General features: G+C 64.1%; 14 protein-coding genes and 1 tRNA gene. 1 reads left to right on the top strand and 14 read right to left on the bottom strand.

The window, feature by feature from the left end; all coding sequences use genetic code 11:
- Positions 1 to 106: 106 nt before the first annotated feature.
- From HCH03_RS00710 to HCH03_RS00665, 10 genes are all read right to left on the bottom strand, one after another.
- Positions 107 to 182, bottom strand: a tRNA-Arg gene (locus HCH03_RS00710).
- Between the two features lie 122 nt (positions 183 to 304).
- Positions 305 to 1,423 carry a C40 family peptidase gene (locus HCH03_RS00705; RefSeq protein WP_221687967.1) on the bottom strand — a complete coding sequence of 373 codons (1,119 nt, stop codon included), beginning with the start codon at positions 1,421 to 1,423 and terminating at the stop codon, positions 305 to 307.
- A 135-nt stretch (positions 1,424 to 1,558) separates the two neighbouring features.
- Entirely contained in the window at positions 1,559 to 2,260 is a 702-nt protein-coding gene (locus HCH03_RS00700; RefSeq protein ID WP_221687966.1) for a LemA family protein, read from the bottom strand.
- 184 nt (positions 2,261 to 2,444) lie between these two features.
- The gene (gene pknB / locus HCH03_RS00695; protein WP_221688413.1) at positions 2,445 to 4,424 is read right to left on the bottom strand and encodes a Stk1 family PASTA domain-containing Ser/Thr kinase; all 1,980 of its coding nucleotides are present in this window, start codon (positions 4,422 to 4,424) and stop codon (positions 2,445 to 2,447) included.
- Between the two features lie 87 nt (positions 4,425 to 4,511).
- Entirely contained in the window at positions 4,512 to 7,280 is a 2,769-nt protein-coding gene (locus HCH03_RS00690) for an FtsW/RodA/SpoVE family cell cycle protein (protein ID WP_221687965.1), read from the bottom strand.
- Positions 7,277 to 8,536 (bottom strand): Stp1/IreP family PP2C-type Ser/Thr phosphatase, encoded by a 1,260-nt coding sequence (locus HCH03_RS00685; protein WP_221687964.1) that lies wholly within the window; start codon positions 8,534 to 8,536, stop codon positions 7,277 to 7,279. Before HCH03_RS00685 ends, HCH03_RS00690 begins: the two co-directional genes overlap by 4 nt.
- On the bottom strand, positions 8,536 to 8,949 hold the full coding sequence (locus HCH03_RS00680; RefSeq protein WP_080144081.1) for an FHA domain-containing protein: 414 nt from the start codon (positions 8,947 to 8,949) through the stop codon (positions 8,536 to 8,538). The genes HCH03_RS00685 and HCH03_RS00680 overlap by 1 nt, the downstream gene beginning before the upstream one ends.
- A gap of 55 nt (positions 8,950 to 9,004) precedes the next feature.
- Complete coding sequence (locus tag HCH03_RS00675; RefSeq protein WP_185903943.1) at positions 9,005 to 10,315, bottom strand: FhaA domain-containing protein; 1,311 nt, start codon at positions 10,313 to 10,315, stop codon at positions 9,005 to 9,007.
- A gap of 427 nt (positions 10,316 to 10,742) precedes the next feature.
- Positions 10,743 to 11,939, bottom strand: a complete 1,197-nt coding sequence (locus HCH03_RS00670; protein ID WP_221687963.1) for an ATP-binding protein — start codon at positions 11,937 to 11,939, stop codon at positions 10,743 to 10,745.
- Between the two features lie 158 nt (positions 11,940 to 12,097).
- Entirely contained in the window at positions 12,098 to 13,084 is a 987-nt protein-coding gene (locus HCH03_RS00665; RefSeq protein WP_246599427.1) for a DMT family transporter, read from the bottom strand.
- Between the two features lie 121 nt (positions 13,085 to 13,205).
- On the opposite strand from HCH03_RS00665, the gene HCH03_RS00660 reads away from it, so the two are divergent.
- Positions 13,206 to 15,047, top strand: a complete 1,842-nt coding sequence (locus HCH03_RS00660) for an ABC1 kinase family protein (protein ID WP_221687962.1) — start codon at positions 13,206 to 13,208, stop codon at positions 15,045 to 15,047.
- Between the two features lie 105 nt (positions 15,048 to 15,152).
- Here the strand turns inward: HCH03_RS00660 and HCH03_RS00655 are convergent, their stop codons facing one another.
- From HCH03_RS00655 to HCH03_RS00640, 4 genes are all read right to left on the bottom strand, one after another.
- On the bottom strand, positions 15,153 to 16,313 hold the full coding sequence (locus HCH03_RS00655; RefSeq protein WP_221687961.1) for an ATP-binding protein: 1,161 nt from the start codon (positions 16,311 to 16,313) through the stop codon (positions 15,153 to 15,155).
- Between the two features lie 231 nt (positions 16,314 to 16,544).
- Entirely contained in the window at positions 16,545 to 17,357 is an 813-nt protein-coding gene (locus HCH03_RS00650) for a family 1 encapsulin nanocompartment shell protein (RefSeq protein ID WP_221687960.1), read from the bottom strand.
- A 401-nt stretch (positions 17,358 to 17,758) separates the two neighbouring features.
- Positions 17,759 to 18,130, bottom strand: a complete 372-nt coding sequence (locus tag HCH03_RS00645) for a demethoxyubiquinone hydroxylase family protein (RefSeq protein ID WP_221687959.1) — start codon at positions 18,128 to 18,130, stop codon at positions 17,759 to 17,761.
- A gap of 195 nt (positions 18,131 to 18,325) precedes the next feature.
- Positions 18,326 to 19,270 carry a TVP38/TMEM64 family protein gene (locus HCH03_RS00640; RefSeq protein WP_246599425.1) on the bottom strand — a complete coding sequence of 315 codons (945 nt, stop codon included), beginning with the start codon at positions 19,268 to 19,270 and terminating at the stop codon, positions 18,326 to 18,328.
- Between the last annotated feature and the right edge of the window lie 26 nt (positions 19,271 to 19,296).

The following is a 19,296-nucleotide window of genomic DNA, read 5'->3' as shown; positions in this document are numbered from 1 at the left end:
CTTTGATTTAATGCATGGATTATGGCAGGTTGAAATCGCTTTAGCAAGAGATGCGAGGCGTTCATGGGCCATCGGCCGATAAAGGCCGATGGCTTGCGAGTTTCAATGGTGCCCCCGGCGCGATTCGAACGCGCGGCACCCGCTTTAGGAGAGCGGTGCTCTGTCCCCTGAGCTACGGAGGCATGGCTGCTATTGTAGCATTACCTGACAACCTGTGGAGCGAGACGAACGATGCGTGGCGAGACTGCGAAAACGCCCGGGCACTGCCCGGGCGTTCGTTGCGTTCTTGGTTGTGCAGCCGGTGCTAGAACCGCAGTGCGCAGGTGAATCCCGACCAAGAGAGCGAATCGGTGTCGCGCACGAGCAGTCCCTTGTCGGGTGCGTGCACGTAATGCGTGCCTCCGTTGCTGACGGCGATGCCCACGTGCCCGTAGCGCCAAAGTACGTCGCCGGGGCGAGCTTCGGCGACAGAAACGCGCTGTCGCGCGGCGCTGTATTGAGACTCGCTCTGATGGGGCACGTATATGCCCACCTGACGATAGGCCCAGGTGACCAAGCCGGAGCAGTCGAACGAGTCTGGTCCTTCTGCGCCCCACTCATAGGGACAGCCGATACGGCTCATGGCGAAATCGGCGACTGACCCCTGCGAGGGCACTTCGACGCCGTTGCCACCACCGCCGCTCGGCGTGTTGGGAATATCGGAGTCGCCGCCGTTGTTTCCACCTTGGTTCTGCTGCGCCTGCTGCGCTTCCAGTTCGGCCTGTTTTTGGGCGGCTGCTGCCGCGGCTGCCGCACGCTGCTCTTCTTCAAGCAGGGCGCGCGCCTCGGCATCGAGCGAGTTCATGAGTGCGTCAGCCTGTGCGATCTTGGCTTCGACCTCGTCTTTGATGGTCTTGGCCTCGGCGGCCTTGTCGGCGGCTATCTTCTCCTGCTTGGCGTACTCGGCCTTCGAAGCCTCCACGCTTTCGCGCAGGTCTTTCGTCTCGGCGACCATCTGCGCGTCGTTCTCGTTGAGGCCGCTCAGAATATCCCAGTTCTGGGTGAATTCGGAGAACGTCGTGGCGCCCATGAGGAAATCGAGGAACGTAGCGGACCCCGAGCGGTACATGCTGCGGGCACGGGTGCCCAAATGATCTTGCAGGTCGCCGATGCGGGCGTTCGCCTCGTCGATCTTGACCTGCTCGGCTTCCATGGCTGCGCGCGCGGCGTTCTGCTCGTCGAGCGCGCCGTAGTAGCGCTCGGCGGCTGCTTCGAGATCGACGTTCAGTCCGACCAGCTGGTTGCGCACGGCATCGGCTTCGGCTTGCTTCTCGGCGGCGGTCACGGCGAACGCGGTCGAGGGGCAAGCGAGGGAAGCGGCGGCTACGATGGCAGCGCCGCCGACGAACGAGCGCCGGGAAAGGGCGGGTGCGGGCTCTTGCATGCGGTACCTCCTTGATGGGCCTGGGGCATGGTTGAGCGAATGTGCCCTATATCATAGCACGCAACCCATACATGACGAAAATGCACGTCAAAAGTCCAGATACAGGGAGGGACGTTGCGGTGCTGGTTAAGTGCGCTAGCGGCGTCGTTCGGTGGTGCGGTCGTCCATGGCGAAGTCGGCCATGCTGGATACCCAGAGCATTTGGGGGCTCATGACATGGGGCGACGCATCGGCGAGCGAAGGAAGGCTTTCGCGGGTCCAGTCGAGCGCGGCGCGCCGGACGGCCGCTTCCGATTCGTAGCGTTCGGGCTCGCTCAGCCCCAGGCGTTTGGTGAACAGCACGGCGGGGAAAGAGCGCTGCGCGTTGGCGGCGATGGTGGCCGTGTTGTTGTATATCTGCTGCTCTTGGGAGATGGCGCTCATGGCGGAATCGAGCTCGGAGCTCGCTTGGCGGCTGGCGGTGCTGGCCACGAAGGCTGCATCGACCTCCGCCGCCGCGTACACGCGCTCGACGGCTTGCACGAGCCGGTCGTCGGCAGCTGCGGCAGCAGGAGGGTTGTCGGCCTGGATGGCAGCGCGCGAGGCGGACTCGACGTCGTTCAGCGCCCGGCGCAGCGGCGTGGATGCATCACCCGATTCACGCGACGCCTCTTCGTCTTTTTCGACGGCGGCCACGAACGTGGGCACGATTTCGATCCCGTGCCGCCTCAGTTCGTTCAGATGGTGCCAAGCGGTTTCGACATCGCGCTGCTGCGACTTCAGATTCGCTAGGGAAACCAGGCAGACGGCGACGACGATGACGGCTGCGAGGACTAGGGGAATAAGGACGTGATTCATTCCGAAGGGCCTTTCGAATTCGCGGGCAATCCACCCAGTGTACGACGCTGCGGGGTCGTATGATCGAACGTGCATGCAGCTGTTGTTGCGATGGCAACTGCTCGACAGGGCGTATGGGCAGAACTTGTCGCCCGACAACGAGAAAGCCGCCAATAGGCGGCTTTCTCGTTGCTTGCTCTTGCAGTTAGTTCGTCGTGCCGCTGTCTGGCGTGGGGGTAGGCGTCGACTGTTTGAACACCACGGTCACGGCGATGCTGTTCTTCACGTTGCTCACGGTGAAGCTGCCGCCGCTGGGGGACACGGTGTAGGAGTTGCCGTTTGTATCGGTGATGGATGACACCGTGTAGCCGTTGTTGGGCGTCACTTGGAACGTGATGCTACCGCCCTCGTCAACCTCCATGGACGTCGGGGACACGTAGCCGCCCTCACCCGAAACCGAGGCGGTCACGGTGAAGCTGGAGGGCTTTGCCTTCCCGGTGCTAACCACGATGTTAACGGTCTCGCCATCCTTGAGCGTCTTGCCTCCCGAAGGGTTCTGGCTGATGACCATGTTCTCGGCGACAGTGTCGCTGGACGCATAATCCGTCGTAACGTTGAATCCAGCGTTGTTGAGTGTGGCCACGGCATCGCCTTCGTACTTGCCTACCACGTTCGGCACTTCGGAGCCTTCGGAGCCGAGCGACGGATAGTATTCGATGGTGTCGCCCTTGTTGACCTTGGTCCCTGCTGCAGGGTTCGTTCCCACAACAAGGCCCTTGGCAACAGAGTCTGAGTATTTGCCCTCGCCTGCGCTCGGTATCAGCCCCTTGTCCTTCAGGGCCTGCTTCGCCTCTTCGAGTGATTTGCCCGTTAAATCGGGAACGGTGATCTGCTCGATGCCCTGAGACACCACCACGTTGATCTTCGAGCCCTTCTCCCGTTTGTCGCCGGCCTTGGGGTCTTGGCTGATGATCTTGCCCGCTTCGACCTTTTCATCGTACTTCTGGTCGGCCGTGCCCATTTCGAAGCCGGCGGCCTTCAGCTCGGCCGTGGCCTCCTCGACGGTTTTGCCCGTCACGTCGGGCACGGGGTCGCCCGTGGCGAAGCCGCCCATGAGGGCGTACGCCGCGATGCCCACCACGGCCAGCGCGGCGATGATGCCGATGACGATGCCGATGGTCTTCTTGTTGCTCTTCTTCTTGCCGTCGTCCACGCGGAAGTTCTTGCCGCCGTTCGGCGTGCCCGCCGGCTTCACGCCGTTGCCGCCCATGGCGGGCATGACGGCGGTGCCGTCGGCCACGGCCATAGGGGGAACCACGCCGCCCATGATGGCCGTTTCGGCGCTGGTGAAGCTGCCCGCGTTCACGGGACGCCCGGCCAGGTAGTCGTTCAGCGCGTAGCGCATGTCCTGCGCGGTGGCGAACCGCTCGGCGGGGTTCTTCGCCATGGCGCGCATGATGATGGCCTCGAGGCCGGGATCGATGTCGGGGTTGATCTCGCGCGGCGGGGCCGGCAGGTCGTTCACCTGCTTCATGGCCACGCTCACGGCGTCGGGACCGTCGAAGGGCAGCCTGCCCGTGGCGGCCTCGTACAGCACGATGCCCAGCGAGTAGATGTCGCTGGCGGCGGTGAGCTCCTTGCCCTGCGCCTGCTCCGGCGAGATGTAGTGCGCCGTGCCCAGCACCGACGACGTCTGCGTCATCACGGAGTTCTTGGCGCGCGCGATGCCGAAGTCCATGACCTTCACGTTGCCGTCCGGCTGCACCATGATGTTCTGCGGCTTGATGTCGCGGTGGATGATGTCCAGGTTGTGCGCCACGGTAAGGGCTTGGCACACCTGCGAGCCAATCTCGGCCACCTTGCGCTGGTTGATGGCACCGCGCTCGTTGATGGCCGTTTTCAAATCGCTTCCGCGTACGAATTCCATGACGATGTAGTACGTGCCGTCGTCTTGGCCCCAGTCGTACACGTTCACGATGTACGGGCTCTGCAGGTTGGCGGCCGCGGCAGCCTCCTGCTTGAAGCGCTGGGTGAAGTTGGGGTCGGCGGCGTACTGGGGCAGCATGACCTTCACCGCAACCAGGCGCCCGAGCACGTTGTCCTGTGCGCGGTACACCTCGGCCATGCCGCCGATGCCGATGCGCTCGGTTATCTGGTAGCGGTTGTTGAACACCCTGCCTGTCATGTTTCCGGTCACGTTTCTGCTCCTTTAGGTCACATGCTCATGGCGGTATTGCATAGGGTTGATACGATTGCCATAAGCATACCTTATTTACAAAAGCCCTTGCACCTGCAAGGCCGTTTTCAACACATTTTGCGCCCGCTCGGTGCCCGTGCCCTCGGCGGCGTCCTCCAAGTTGATGGCCACCACCACGCGCGGGTTGTCGGCGGGGGCCATGCCCACGAACCAGCTGTCGTTGCTGTTCGTTTTCTCGGCCGTGCCCGTCTTGCCGGCCACTTCCACGCCGTCGATGGCGGCCGCGGTGCCCGTGCCGTTCGTGACGACGCCCTTGAGCACGTCCTTCACGCGGTTCGCCGTCTCTTTGCTCACGGCCTGCAGGAACTTGTTGGGCGTGGCCGTGAAGCTGCGTTCGCCGTTGGCGTTGTAGATGCCCTCTACCAGGTAGGGGTTCATGATGGTGCCGTCGTTGGCAATAGCGCAACCGACCATGGCCATTTCGAGCACCGTGGCCTGCGGGCCGGCGGGGCTCTTGTGGTTCATGGGGTTCACCGGCTCGCCGGCGGCGGCCCAGGCGGTTTCCCAGGTGGTCATCTCATTGGGTTCGGGCATGAGCGACATGAGGGCGGTGTCCAGCGTGAAGTCGATGTCCTTGTTGAAGCCGAACTTCTCGGCTCCGTCTACGAGCTTTTGGGCGCCCATATCAACGCCCAACTGGGCGAACGCGGTGTTGCTCGACAGCTCCGTGGCCTGGGCGAGCGTGATGTTGCCGTAATCGTTCTTATTGAAGTTCGAAACGGTGCCGTTGCCTATCTCCATGGTGCCGGGCGACGAGAACACGGTGTCCTCCTTCGCCACGCCGTCCTCGAGCGCCGTTGCCAACGTCACGATCTTGAACGTGGAGCCGGGGGCGTAGAGCGTTTGAATCGCGCGGTTCAGCAACGTGCTCACGCCGTCGGGGTTGGCATTGGCCTTCTCGATCTCCGCCGCGAAATCGGCCGCATCGTACGTGGGCGAGGAGGCCATGGCCAGCACGGCGCCCGTATCGGGGTCGAGAACCACGCAGGCGCCTGCGTATCCCGAGAGCGCGTCTTGCGCGGCTTGCTGTATCTTGGAGTTCAGCGTGAGCGTGACGTCGTTGCCCACGCCGCCGATGCCCGCCAGCGAGTTCAGCACGTCGGTCCAGCTGGCGAAGTTCTGCTGGCCCTTCAGCGTGTCGTTCTCGGCGGCCTCGATGCCGGAGGTGCCGAACTGCGTGGACGCGTAGCCCACCACCTGGCTGGCCAGATCGCCCGCCGGGTAGACGCGCTCGTACGTGCCATCGTCCTGCTGCACGCTCTGCGCCAGCACCGTGCCGTCGTAGGTGGAGATGGTGCCGCGTTCGGTGCGCGCCTCCTTCGCTAGCGTGTGGTTGTTGCCGGGCATGTTCTGATAGTAGTTCGCCTGCACCACCATGATGAGCGTGAGGTTCGCCACCAGAAGCGCGAACAGCACGGACAGGATGAGTATGGCGTGCGTGAGCCGCTTGCCCAGCGACACGCGCCCCAGCACGCTGTTCGCATGCAGCGAGCTGGTGGCGCTGGCCACCTCGGTTTCCACGCCGGTGCCCTCGTCGCCGCAGCGCAGCAGGAAGCCCACGGCGATGAAGCTGGCCAGAAGCGACGATCCTCCCTGGCTGATGAAGGGCAGCGTGAGACCTGTGAGGGGGATGAGCCGGGTGATGCCGCCCACGATGATGAACGCCTGCAGCACGATCATGGTGGTGAGGCCCACGGCCACCAGCGAGCTCACGTCGCTCTTCGCGCGCGCCGCCGTCACGAAGCCGCGGATGGCCAGGCACAGGAACAGCAGCAGCACGCCGGCCGCTCCCAACAGGCCAATCTCCTCGGCGATGGCGGCGAAGATGTAGTCGCTCTCCACCACGGGGATCTGCTCGGCCAAACCGCGACCGATACCCACGCCGAACAGGTCGCCGTCGGCTATGGAGTAGATGCCCTGCACCAGCTGGTAGCCCGTGTTCTGCGCGTCGGCGAAGGGGTCGAGCCAATTGTTCACGCGCACCTGCACGTGGCCGAACGCCAGATAAGCGCCCACGCCGCCGATGGCGATGAGCCCCAGACCCACCACCAGGAAGAACTTCTTGCCGGTGGCCACGTACAGCATGATGAGGAACAGGAAGAAGAACACGAGCGCGCTGCCCAGGTCCTTCTCGAACACGACGATGACCAACGCCACCAGCCACATGAGCAGAAGCGGCAGCAGCACGCGGATATCGGGCAGGTTGAACGGGCCCACGCGCCACGTGAACACGGAGAGCATCTCGCGGTTCTGCGCCAGATAGCCTGCCAGGAACAGCACGATGACGATCTTCGCGATCTCGCCGGGTTGGAACGAGAATGTGTTGCCGATGGACAGCCAGATGCGGCTGCCGTAGATCTCCTGGCCGATTCCCGGCACCAGCGGCGAGAGCAGCAGCAGGAAGCCCACGATCATGAGCGTGTACTTGTACTTGGCCACCTTGTCTAGGTTGCGCACCAGCACCATGACCAGCACCATGCAGGCCACGCCCAGGAACAGCCACATGACCTGGCCCAAGGCGAGCTTGGGCGCCAGGCGTTCCACGAAGCAGATGCCTATGCCCGAAAGCGCGAACACGATGGGCAGGATGGCCGGGTCGGCCTTGGGCGCGAACTTGCGGGTGGCCAAGTGGGCGATGACGAACGCGGCGAAGATGCCGATGGGCACCCCGAGCGTGGTGGCGTCCAGGCTCTGCCCCTTGTTTATGGCCAGCATGGCGAACAGCAGCACCACGAAGGGCGCCGCCACGCACAGCAGGATGAGCTCGATGTTGCGCCGCGTCATGCGGCACCGCCTTGGGTGCCGGCGGAAGCGGACGGGTTCGCGTCGGGCGAGCCGTTGGCGCCGGCACCCGTCGCGGTCGAGCCGTTGGTCGAGGCGCCGTCTGCGGTCTTGTCGCCGGCGGCTGAACCCTGGGCGCTCTTTTGGGCCTCGCCCTGCTTCGCTTTGGCGTCGATGTCCGCTTGGTATTCCTTGACCAGCTCTTCGGCGGCTTCCACGCTGTCCACGCGCCAGCCGTCCTTCAGCCGTTCCTGGAACCCGGGCTGCAAGTCGCTCACCGCCACGTCCGTGGATTCCACCAGCTCGGAATAGCTCAGGCCGAACACGTTGCCCGGCACGCCGCGGTAGATGGCCACCTTGCCGTCTTGGTCGATGAGGTAGGCGGCGTTGTGCAGGTACTCGTTCGTGCCCCAGGCCGTGGCGCCCACGATGGCGGCGAACAGCACGAGCACGAGCGCGATGCTGAATTTCGTTTTGCGCGCCATCTTCTTGCGGCGCACCTCGGCGAAGCCCGTGACGTCGGCCACGATCACGGTGACGTTGTCGTGGCCGCCGGCCGCTATGGCCTCGTTCACCAGCTGCGATGCGCAACGCTGCGGGTCGCGCACGCGGGCCAGCACCGATTCTATGTCCTGGTCGCGCACCATGCTCGAAAGGCCGTCGGAGCATACGAGCAAACGGTCGCCCGTCTCCACGTTGATCTCGTACAGGTCGGGCTGGGTGTGCGGGTCGCTCCCCAGCGCGCGGGTGATAACCGAGCGGTTCGGGTGCGTGCGCGCCTCCTCGGGCGTGAGTTGCCCGGCTTCTATCATGTCGGCCATAAGGCTGTGGTCGCGCGTGAGCTGTTGGAGCTTGCCCTGGTGCAGCAGATAGGCGCGCGAGTCGCCCACCTGGGCCACGATGAGCCGTTCGCCTTCCAGCATGGCGGCGGTCACGGTGGTGCCCATGCCCTCGCGTCCGCGCCCTTCGTGGGCCGCGTGAATGATGGCGCGGTTCGCCTCTTCCACCGCGCGGCCGAGGGCCTCGGGGTCGGGATGGGCCGGCGCTTGCTCGGCCAGCACGTTCACGGCAATCTCGGAGGCCACCTCGCCGGCTGCGTGCCCGCCCATGCCGTCGGCGACGGCGAACAGGGGAGGCGTGACGATGAGGCTGTCCTCGTTGTGGTCGCGCAAGCAGCCGATGTCGGTGCGGCTGCCGAACGTGGTGGTGGCGCCTTTGCGCGTGTGCGGCGTCGACTTGTACGAGCGTTCGGCGGCCATTAGGCGAACCTCACGCGAATGGCCACGTCGCCCACGTTGACCACGTCGCCGTTCTTAAGGGCCACCGGCTCGCCGATGAGCTGCCCGTTCACGGCCGTGCCGTTCGTGGAGCCCAAATCTTCAACGAACAGGTTCTGCCCCATGAGGGAGAAGCGCGCGTGGCGGCCCGACACGTAACCCGCGCCCACCACGATGTCGGCTCCGGGGCTGCGGCCCACGATAACGGGCCCGCGCACGACGATGGACACGCCGCGCAGCTCCTTGGGGCCGCGCTCCACCGACAGGTTCCACGTGCGCTCCTTCTTGCGTTGGCCGCGCACGAGGCCGATGCCGGTCTTCATGATGGCGAACAGGAACAGGTACAGCAGCGCCACGAACAGCAGGCGTCCGATCAGCAGTACGACGTCGATCACGAGTGCACTCCTCGCTCTATGCGGTCGGAAACTATCATCCGCGCGTCCTCCTGCGTCACTGCGCCTGGGTGAACACGAAGTTCGTCATGCCGATGGTTATGCGGTCGCCCTCGTACAACGGCTGGGTGGCTATCTCGGCGCCGTTGACCAGCGTGCCGTTCGTGGAGCCCAAGTCGGTGATGGTCCATACGCCCTGGGGCTCGAAGCGCAGCTCGGCGTGGGTGCGGCTGGCGTTGATGTCGTTGACCACGATGTCGTTCTTCGACTCGCGGCCCATGAGCAACCGCGACGTCGCCAGCGTGTAGGTGCGGTTGTTCGTGGTGTCGATGAGGCTCGCGCGCACCGCGCGCTGGTCGGGCACGGGGTTGGCCTGTCCGGCTCCGCCTGCGAACACCACCGTGTCGGCGGCGACGGGCGCCCCTGCGGGGGCTTGGGCGGCATAGCCGGCTGCGGCTCCCGCCGCGCCTGCCGCGACTGCGGCTCCCGCCGCCGCAGCGCCGTTGGGGATGGGCGCGCCTTGCGAGCGGCCGTTCTGGCGGTAGTCGTCGAAGTCCTGGCTGTCGAACGTGTACTCGCCGTAGTCGATGGAGTAGTCTATCTCGTCTTCGGGCACGTAGGGCAGGGGCGGCTTGCCGTTCTGGTCGAAGTCGTCGTATCCTGCGGCTTCATCGAAACCCGCGTCGAGGTCCTGATAGGGCTGGGGCTGGGCATAGGCGGGCGCGGCATCCGCTGCCGGATACGCAGCTCTCGGTTGACCCGTTGGGGCGATCTCCTGATCGCCCGCTCCGGCGTAGCCGGAGAACGCGGCGCCGTTCGCGCCGTAGCCGGGCGCTCCGTATCCGCCGGCGGGCGCCGCAGGCTGACCGTAGCCGTAGGGTTGGGCCGGAGCCGCGCCGTAGCCGGGCGCGGGGGCCGGTGCGCCGTAGCCTGCCGGAGCCGCCCCGCCGCCGATGCCGTAGCGCTGCATCTCCTCGGCGCGCAACTGGGCGATGATGGGCGCGGCCACCGGCTCGGCGATGACGTCGAACTTGCCGTGCTTCAACCCTTCGTCCACGATGAAGCGCACGAGGGGCTGCCCATCCATTACCAGCCCTTCGTCGGCGGCCTTCGCCGCCAGGTACGTCTCCGTTTCCCCGGCCAGCGTGGGATAGTAGCCGAACAGGCGCTGGTCGTCCTCGGGGTTCACGAGCACCGTGTAGAGCGTGGGGGCGTACTGCTTTCCGGCGCCCACCATCTTCTCACGGCGCATCTGCTTCTCGGCCTTCTTGGCAATCTGCACGGGCGAGATGGGGGCGTTGACCATGCGGTCGGCCGCTCCCTCGAACGTGTCTTCCATCTTGCCTTCGAACCTCGAAAGAAAGCCCATCGTCGTGTCTCCTTATCGCGCGCGTCTCGACCGGTGAAGTTGCCTTGCGCGGTCGCAGTGCCCCGCGTGCGCGATCGAGCGCCGGCAGGTTTCGCGCGCCTGCATCGCCGGCTCGCGTGCCGTGCGCGCGAGCGTGGTCGTCGTGTGTCCCTGCATATGACTATGCAATGCTCCATCTTGCCATAAAGCCCTGCTATTCTGGGCGTCCTTTACGCAATCGTCATTAATCTTTAAGGGGGATACTCGGATGCGGGTCTCGTAGGTCGAGGCGCGGGGGCGCGAGTGCGAGCGGATCAATGGCGGGAGAGGGAACGGCTTGTAGCTGTGCGATGCTCGTCTTAGGTTCTTTTCGGTTGACCTCCCTCAACGTTTGATCGGTTTTTCGACCTGCTGACCGTGTACGGGTGATGGGTTGTCTGCGTCCGGCTTATTCGGGCGAAGCGAGCCATGAAGCGAGGTCGCGCACTTCAATCCCCTCGTAGGTGTATAGATCATGATGCGTATTGGCTAAAACAATCTTCGGATAAGCGTCGCGAATTCTCAGCAGAGGGTCGCACTCGCGCTCGAACGTGCCCTTGTCCGAGATGTTGTCGCTCACCTGGATGTAGCGCTTTTCTCCGCGCCGCATCGCCACGAAGTCGATCTCTTTCTCGTAGAGCATGCCGGCGTATACCTCGTAGCCGCGACGCATCAGTTCGATGGCCACCATGCTTTCGTAAACGCGTCCGTAGTCCATGTTTCTGGTGCCCAGCTTGGCGTATCGGAAGGAATGATCGCTCAGATAGTATTTGTTCCCAGACGCAAGGTAGCGTTTCCCCCGCGTATCGTAACGGCGTACCCTGTAGAAGGCGAAGGCGTCGCAGAGGTAGCCTAGATAGGAGCCGACTGTTTTGTCGCTTGTTTTGGAGCCGACGCGGGATAGCGTTTCGGCGATACTGTTTGATGACGTGACGTTCGATACGTTGTCCATCAGGAAATCCGCAACGCGGTCGAGCGCATCCACATTGCGGATGCCGTGCTTTTGCCGAATGTCTCGAACGATGAGGGTGTCGAACACGTCGGCGACATAGGAGTAGCGTGTCTCGTCGGTTCTGTAGGCGTAGGAGCCGGGCATACCGCCTTCGATCGTGTAGCGCGCGAAGGCGTCGGTTGCGTCGTCCAACTCGTAGTAAAGCATGAACTCCGCCAAGGAGAATGGGAAGACGGGAAGCTCGAAGGTACGCCCAGTGAACAGCGTTGCGAGGTCGCTGCTCATAAGGAAGGCGTTCGAACCGGTAATGTACAGGTCGTACTTTTCGGAGGCGTGCAGGCTGTTGATGGCCTTCTCGAACCCTTTGCACATCTGGATTTCGTCGATGAACACGTAGTTTTGGGTTCCCTCGATATATTGGCCTTCGATATGATCGCACAAAGCACGATATTCTAGCAGCGGTTCGAATTGAACAAGGTTGAAATTAACCTGGATGATGTTGACTTGCGGGTCGCGTTCCTGCACCTCTTGGGCAAACATCTCGAGAATCTTTGACTTGCCGCAGCGGTGCACGCCGGTGATCACCTTGATGTCGGGTGTCCCTTCAACCTCGGCGAGCTTCGACAGGTAGCCGTTTCGGCGTATGAGCTTCATGGCGCTCTCCTATTACGAGAAATTCAATATCTTGTATTTTCTCGTAATAGGAGAATATATGCAAGGGAGACTAGCGAGCAAAGTAAAAGGAAGTAGGTTCGCGGGCTGCATTATGAGAGATAATTCGATGAGGAGACGCGCCTTCGGGGCTACCGTTCTTACGAGCGGTTTGCCAGCGAGTCTTCGTCGCCCTGCTCGGGCCGCTCGGCTTCCGGTGCCGCTTCCGCTTCGCCCGCGGCTTTCTTCACGGCGCGCTGCGGCAGGTACTCGCTCACCACGATGCCGGCGAAGATGAGCGCGAAGCCGGCGAACAGCGGCGCCGTGAGCAGCTCGCCCAAGAACAGCACCGAGAACAGCACGCCGAACACCGACTCCGTGGCCAAAAACAGCGAGGCGGGCGCCGGGTCCACGTGGGCCACCGCCAGGTTCTGCAGCAGCAGGGCGACGCACGAGGCGAACACGGCCAGGTAGGCCAGGCTCGTCCACGTGTCTGCTCCCAGCTCGGCGAAGTTCGGCAGAGGCTCGAAGGCGAGCCCGGCCGCAAGGCCCAGCACGCCCGCCACGAGGAACTGGATGACGGTGAGCAGCGTCATGTCGCAGCCGGGCGCGAATTTCGACGTGTATATGACATGGAAGCTCAGGAACAGGGCGGACAGCAGTGTGATCAGGTCGCCGAAGCGCAGCGAGAAGCCCGCGCCGCTCGCGAACGACACGCACCCGACGCCCGCCACGCACACCACGGCGGCAGCGATGTTGAAGCGCGTGGGTCGCGGCCCGCGCAGCGCCCATCCCAGAAACGGGATGATGACGCAGTACAGCGAGGTGAGAAACGAGCTGTTCGACCCCGTGGTGTCGGTGAGCCCGGTGGAGTTGCTCCAATAGGACAGGAACACCAGCACGCCCAAGACGGCGCCTTTGCGCAGGTGGTCGGCATCGATCCTCTTCCTGAAGCGGGGCAGCATGATAATGCCCAGGATGATGCCCGCGGCCGTGAAGCGCACGCCCACGATCCAGGCGGGCGGGAACGCGTCAACCGTCGACTTGATGACCACGGTGCCCAGCCCCCAGATGGCCGCAGCCACCAACAGGAACGCCTTGTACGTCCAAAGCGGCAAAGAAGCGGATGTTTTCACGATGCGGGCCATAGCCGCTGCATCATACCACGCCCTTGCTAGTTTTCAGCTTGCTGTTGAATCAAGGAGTCAAGTCGTGCTCGGAGACGCCGCATGCTACGATGGGGCGGCTGTAACGACGAGGAGGCGAGCCATGCCCACATTCCGCGAAGTGCTGCGTGCGGCCGAGATCACGCTGCGCGACAACACGTCCGGCCATCGCATGCACGAGATCGAGAGGATACTGCGCGAGCACCACGCCTTTTCGGGACTGACGCCCGAGAAGGCCACGGCCATCCTGGAGGATCTGGGGCCCACGTTCGTGAAGATGGGCCAGATCGCCTCGAACCGCAGCGACGTCATTCCCAAAGCCTACGCCGATGCGTTCAAGACCCTGCGCGCCAACGTGGCTCCCGTGCCGTTCTCGGTGATCGTGGACACGATAGAGGCGTCGCTGGGGCATCCGTGGCGCGAGACGTTCGCCGACATCGAGGAGCAGCCGCTGGGTTCGGCGTCGGTTGCCCAGGTGCATCGCGCGCGGTTGGCGCAGGGGCTGGGCGACCCGGTGGCGGCGGGCGCGCAAGAAAAGCGGCCTGCGGCGGGGGAAGCGGCTGGAGGCGCGGGCGGGGACGCGGAAGAAGACGCGGGCGACGATTCCTCTGGCGCCGCAGGTCGGAGCGCGGGCGAGGATTCCGCCGCCGACGCGGCTGCGGGCGTTGCCGCCGGGGCCGCGACGGAGCAAGGGACGGTCGTGGCCGTGAAGGTGCGCCGACCCAACGTGGTGGAGCAGATGGCCGAGGACATCACGCTCATCCGGCACGCGCTGGCCCTGGCCGATCTCACGCACGTGCCCGACGGCATCATGCTCACGCTGGGCGATTTGGTGGACGAGCTGGCTCGCACCACGGCCGAAGAGGTGGACTTCTCGGTGGAGCTGGGCAACCTGCAGCGTTTCGGCGCGGAGCTGGCCGACCAGCCGCACGTGGAGAGCCCGCGTCCGTACCCCGCGTTCAGCACCGACGAGGTGCTGGTCATGGAGTACGTCGACGGCGTGCACATCAACGACGTGCCCGCGCTGCGCGCCCAGGGAGACGATCCGGCGGCGCTGGGGAGGCGGTTGGCCGAGAGCTACGTCACCCAGGTCATCGACGACGGTTTCTTCCACGCCGACCCGCATCCAGGCAACATCCTCGTGCGCGGACGCGACATCGTGTGGATCGACCTGGGGATGACGGGGTCGCTCTCGTCGTCCGAGCGGGCCATCGTGGGTCGCTTGTTCACCGCCGTGGCCCAGAACGATGCGTTCGCGCTCAAGGACGCGCTGCTTGCGCTGGCCAAGGCGCACGGGCCGGTGGACCACGGGCTGCTGCTCGGCCAGATAAGCGCGCTTCTGGACTCGTATGCGTCGGCCGATTTGGCGGACATCAACGTGGGCACGGCCCTGCTCGACGTGATCGAGGTCATGCGCACGCAGAACCTCACGCTGCCGCCGTCGCTCACCATGCTTGCGCGCGGCATGATGACCATCGAGGGCGTGCTGGTGGACATCGCGCCGGAGGCGAGCGTGGTGGAGATCATATCCAACCACGTGAGGCGCCAGATGCTCAACCTCGACGCGTTGGAAGCGAAAGCGAAGAGCCTGTTCACCGCCACGACCGCATCCGCCGAGGCGGCCACGCGCCTGCCGACGCAGGTGTCGCACACGCTGGACATGCTCGATCGCGGGCAGGTGAAGGTGGGCGCCGACCTGCACGTGCCGAGCGACTTCACCGCAGCGCTCTACTCCGTGAGCGGCATCGTGGCCATGGCGCTGATCTCGGCCGGCCTGTTCGTGGGCTCCAGCCTCATAGCGCAAACGGCCATGCAGCCGCAGCTGCTGGGCGTGCCGCTGCTGGGCATCCTGGGGTACCTGGGCGCGTTCGTGCTGGGTGTCTACGTGATCTGGCGCGTCCTGCTCACCCGCCACCAGCAACGCAACGACGAGAAGGTGGAGTAGGCGGGTTCCGGCGGCCTGCCGGCCGCCGGAACGACTCGACGCTGCGGCCCGCCCTCGCACCCGATCTCGCGGCGATGCCGGGAGATCGGATACCACGGTGTGCGATCAATCCTTGTCGATGTCCGCCAGCGTCATGACGGTGCCGTGCTTCGTTTCGAAAGAATCGTTGCCCGCATAAACGACAGAGCGATGCTCGGGCGGCAGATTCGCGAGCGATGCAACGGACTCGAGGGTTGAGAACTGGCTCGGTTTGTACGTTGCCGACGATTTTATCTCCCAAGCTTGCGACAGCATACCGTTCTCGTCAATGAGAAGATCGACCTCTTTCTGGTTGGCATCCCGCCAGTAGTACAGTTCCGGGGATCTTCCTTGGGCGAGGATGCGTTTCATCAGCTCTGCAATGACAGCGTTCTCGTAGAGGGCACCGCGTTTTTCATGCTGCCTGAGCCTTTCGGGGGCCTGGACGCCCAGGAGGTTGCAAGCCAAGCCGGTGTCGTAGAAGTACAACTTGGGCCGTTTCGCCAAGCGCTTCCCGAAGTTTTTATGATAGGGGGGAAGGCGAAAGACGAGATAGCTGGTCTCTAGGATGGAGAGCCATTCTCGCGCGGTTTTGACATCGATGTCGCACGTGTTCGCCAAGCTCGTTATGTTCATAATCCCGCCGATGTTCGCGGCGCATGATCGTACGAAAGCATTGAAGGCCGTAAGGTTTCGTACCGATCCCAGCTGGCTGACATCGCGATCCAGGTAGGTCTGCACGTAATGAGGGAAGTAGTCGTTGGGATTGATGTCTCGGTCGTAGATGCGTGGGTATCCTCCGGTCCACATCCAGTCCTCGATATCGGAGGGGCTTTTGCCGGCTTCGGCCAGCTCGCGGTAAGAGAAGGGGAGCAGCTTGAATACGGCGACGCGACCTGCGAGCGATTGGCTGATGTGCTGCATCATGAGGAAGTTTTGCGAGCCGGAAAGGATGTACTGGCCAGGATCCCCGGTTTTGTCTACCGCACTTTGCAAATACGAGAACAGGTCGGGCGCGTTCTGGGCTTCGTCGATGACAACGTGGTTGTCGTAAAGTTTGAGGAACGAACGCGGGTCGTCGCAAGCGAAAGCACGCACATCTGGGTCTTCGAGCGATACATAGCGATATTCGGCAAAGCTTTCCTTCAACAAAGTCGATTTTCCGCTCTGCCGAGGTCCCGTTAAAGAAACGATGGGGAATTTTGCGGCCATGTCCAGCATTTTCGATTCTATCCTGCGTGGAATCATACTCCGCCCTTTCCCTATCATCTTGCCTACTCCCCGTTCTGCATAAAGTCTACTCCCCGTTCTGCATAAAGTCTACTCCCCGTTCTGCATAACATGTTGCGGTTGAATGCGCTAAGCGTGGCTGTCGGAGTCACAGTAGCTGCAAACCATTTTTCAGTGTCGATTTTTTAAACGGGTTGCGTCGTTGCCCTTCGATGATCGGTTGGTGCGTTTTGCGCGTTTCGCGCGAGCCTATGCGAGCACGACGATGGCGGCGGGGTCCTTCACGCGCAGGGCGGCCGTCTCCATGATGCGGAACGTGTGGTTGAAATCGGCCAGCTCCAGGTAGCCCACGGAGAGGTCCAGGCCCAAAGCCAGGTCCAGGTACTCCGGCTCGGCGCACACGAGCACGGCCTTGCCGGGGCCCATGACGCTGGTCATGTACACGTTGTCGCCGATGAGCTTCTGGATGCGGTCGATCTCCAGCATGCCGGTGTTCGGCTGCAGACGCTGCAGGTCGAGGTACAGGTCGGGCGCCACGACCAGCGCGTAGCGGCCCAAGTAGCCGTTTTTGGCAAGCTGCGACACGGCGGCCGCCACGTCGGCGAAGCCGTTCTCGCCCTTGCTCCAGTCGCCCTTCTTCACCTTCGCGGTGCCCTTGACGGTGAGCAGGCCCGCGGTGCCGAGGGCGGCGTTGCCGTTCAAGATCAGGTCGTCCTCGCGGCGCGCGGCCTTCTTGGCGGCGGCGATGGCGGGGGCCAGGTCGAGCGGCATGCCGGTTTGGGCAGCCAGCTCCAAGTCGCGGCCGAGCAGGGTGAAGTCCTCGTAGAACAGCGGAAGCTCCAGCTGCGTGCGGCCCACGATGCGGCCGATGCCGTCCTCCAGCACCTCGCCCTTGCCCACGCCGTCCACGGCGACGGTGGTGGCGCCCGCGCCCAGCGGCCCGTAGGTCTTCAGGAAGCGGCGGCAGGTGAGTTGGTTGCGGGCCGTGCCGATCACGGCGTCGTCGATGCGGGTCCACAGCTCGACCGACAGATCGGCTGAATCTCTAGCCAGGTAATCCATGGTGAATTCCTTTCGCTCGATGAAAAAACAATTGCGGAAAAACGATTTGCTGCGCGCAACGTTCGGCAGCGGTCCGGCAGCGATCGACGCTCGCCCCGCGCTTGCGAGAAGACCGAAGACGAACGAATGTTTCACGTGAAACATTCGGCGCGCTGTGTGCGACCTAGGTGCTGCGTGCGGCAGGCGTGTCGTGTGCGACATGTGCGCCGAGCGTAACATGCGTGCTGCGCGCCCAAGCGAGCCCCGCGGTCGCGTGTTCGCCGCGGACGAGACGCCCGCGGCGAACACGCTGCAAGCGAACAGCATATCGCTTGCGCCTCGCACGCCCGTTATCGGCTCGCCGTCTTGCACGCGAGCAGCGAGCACCTCGCGTGCGGCGTGCGCAGCGCTTCTCGCTTCGCTTACGCCAGGTCGCCCACGGTGGGGGCGGCGGCGGGCTTGGCGGGTGCCGGGGCGATCTCGCCGTCCGTCGCGATGCCCAGGTCCTCCAGCATCTCCTTCACTTCGCCCTCGCCGTCCAGGAAGAACTCCGTCTCCTTGGGGTCGAGATGGCGCATGAGGGTGATGAGCTCTCCCATGTGGGCCTTCTCCTCGTCGCGGATGTCGCCGAGCACGGCTTTGGCGGCGGGATCGTCGGTGGCCAGGTAGTGGGACTCGTACAGGTAGATGGCCTCGAGCTCGCCGGCGATGTCCAGGCGCAGCGCCTGCATCAGCTCGGCGTTGGTCATCTTGCGGTCGACGTTTCCGGCGAACGGGTTGGCAAAACTGGGCATGGTGTTCCCTCTCTTTCGATGTGCCGTTCTCGGCGCAATCGGCCCGGTTTTCGGAGGTACGGCGTGCTTTCCGTATGCGAGCGACGTGCCAAGCGGCGGTTCGTCTCTTACCTTTACCGATATGGTACTCCCGATGTCAGCGAATGTCTCGAAAAATGATGCACCTTATTGAGAATTTCTCTCAATAAGCACAATTCAACCGATTGGCTCGGCCGCTTCGTCCTGCTGCTTCGCCAGCCGTCGGTAAGCCAGCACGCCCGCGCCCACGAGCACGAGGGTAACCGCCACGGTGACGGCTGCCACGCCGTAGTTGCCGTCGCCCAGCGCCCCTGCCGCCAGCGTGGACGAAACCACCGAGGGGATGCGTCCCACCGCAGTGAGGGCGACGATGCGCCACACGGGGCTCGAACCCAGGCCGGCCACGTACGTGAGCAGGTCCTTCGGCGTGCCGGGAATCAGGAACACCAGGAACAGCAGCAGTTCGAAGCGTCGCGCATCGCGCAGCCAGCGCATCGAGGTTATCTTCTCGGGAGGGAAGAACAGCCCCACGACGCGCATGCCGAAGGCGCGCACGAGCAGCATGACGATGGCGGTTCCCAGCGCGCTCGACACGAGGCACCACAGCGTGCCCTCCCAAAACCCGAACGCGTAGCCGGCCGCCAGCTCCAGCGGCTCGCCGGGTAGGAACGCGAACACGATCTGCGCCGTGTTGGCCGCCACGAACAACACGCGGCCGAGCGCTCCGGTTTCATCGACCCAGACGCGGAAGCGGGAGGCGTCGCCCACGAAGGCGAGCAGCTCGGGGCCGAAGCGCACGCACAGCGCGGCCAGCACGACGGTGATGCCCGCTAGGCAGGCGATGACGGCCGCGCGCTTGCGGACAAGCGCGCGGTGCTCGGCGGCGGTACGCTCGCTCGACGGAGAAGCCGCTCGCGCCGCCGCAGCGTCGTGCGCAACCGGAAACGGGCGCGACGCCCGCGCCGACTGCGACGCGGGTCGCTCTCCCGCCGGGTGCGGTTCGCTCGCGGCAGCCGGCGAAACCCCTACCGCTGTCGCGATGCCGTGCGCAACCGGAGTCGTGCGGGGTGTGCGGGCCGGGCGAGGCGCAAGGGGCGCGCGGGGCGTGGCGGTGTCTTCCATGCGATGCTCCGTTTCTCGGGTGCGTT

Origin of the sequence: Gordonibacter massiliensis (ex Traore et al. 2017) (genome assembly GCF_019731765.1) — a bacterium.
GTDB classification, from domain to species: Bacteria; Actinomycetota; Coriobacteriia; order Coriobacteriales; family Eggerthellaceae; genus Gordonibacter; species Gordonibacter massiliensis.
The sequence above is the reverse complement of the archived record's forward strand: the minus strand, read 5'-3'. Positions and strand labels throughout refer to the sequence as shown.

What these genes read in the sequence shown, in the direction of transcription:
- HCH03_RS00650 (WP_221687960.1), bottom strand. Translation starts at nt 17,357, where the DNA reads ATGGATTACCTGGCTAGAGATTCAGCCGATCTGTCGGTCGAGCTGTGG.
- HCH03_RS00665 (WP_246599427.1), bottom strand. Translation starts at nt 13,084, where the DNA reads ATGGCCCGCATCGTGAAAACATCCGCTTCTTTGCCGCTTTGGACGTAC.
- HCH03_RS00675 (WP_185903943.1), bottom strand. Translation starts at nt 10,315, where the DNA reads ATGGGCTTTCTTTCGAGGTTCGAAGGCAAGATGGAAGACACGTTCGAG.
- HCH03_RS00655 (WP_221687961.1), bottom strand. Translation starts at nt 16,313, where the DNA reads ATGATTCCACGCAGGATAGAATCGAAAATGCTGGACATGGCCGCAAAA.
- HCH03_RS00700 (WP_221687966.1), bottom strand. Translation starts at nt 2,260, where the DNA reads ATGAATCACGTCCTTATTCCCCTAGTCCTCGCAGCCGTCATCGTCGTC.
- HCH03_RS00705 (WP_221687967.1), bottom strand. Translation starts at nt 1,423, where the DNA reads ATGCAAGAGCCCGCACCCGCCCTTTCCCGGCGCTCGTTCGTCGGCGGC.
- HCH03_RS00685 (WP_221687964.1), bottom strand. Translation starts at nt 8,536, where the DNA reads ATGGCCGCCGAACGCTCGTACAAGTCGACGCCGCACACGCGCAAAGGC.
- HCH03_RS00690 (WP_221687965.1), bottom strand. Translation starts at nt 7,280, where the DNA reads ATGACGCGGCGCAACATCGAGCTCATCCTGCTGTGCGTGGCGGCGCCC.
- HCH03_RS00640 (WP_246599425.1), bottom strand. Translation starts at nt 19,270, where the DNA reads ATGGAAGACACCGCCACGCCCCGCGCGCCCCTTGCGCCTCGCCCGGCC.
- HCH03_RS00645 (WP_221687959.1), bottom strand. Translation starts at nt 18,130, where the DNA reads ATGCCCAGTTTTGCCAACCCGTTCGCCGGAAACGTCGACCGCAAGATG.
- HCH03_RS00660 (WP_221687962.1), top strand. Translation starts at nt 13,206, where the DNA reads ATGCCCACATTCCGCGAAGTGCTGCGTGCGGCCGAGATCACGCTGCGC.
- HCH03_RS00670 (WP_221687963.1), bottom strand. Translation starts at nt 11,939, where the DNA reads ATGAAGCTCATACGCCGAAACGGCTACCTGTCGAAGCTCGCCGAGGTT.
- pknB (WP_221688413.1), bottom strand. Translation starts at nt 4,424, where the DNA reads ATGACAGGCAGGGTGTTCAACAACCGCTACCAGATAACCGAGCGCATC.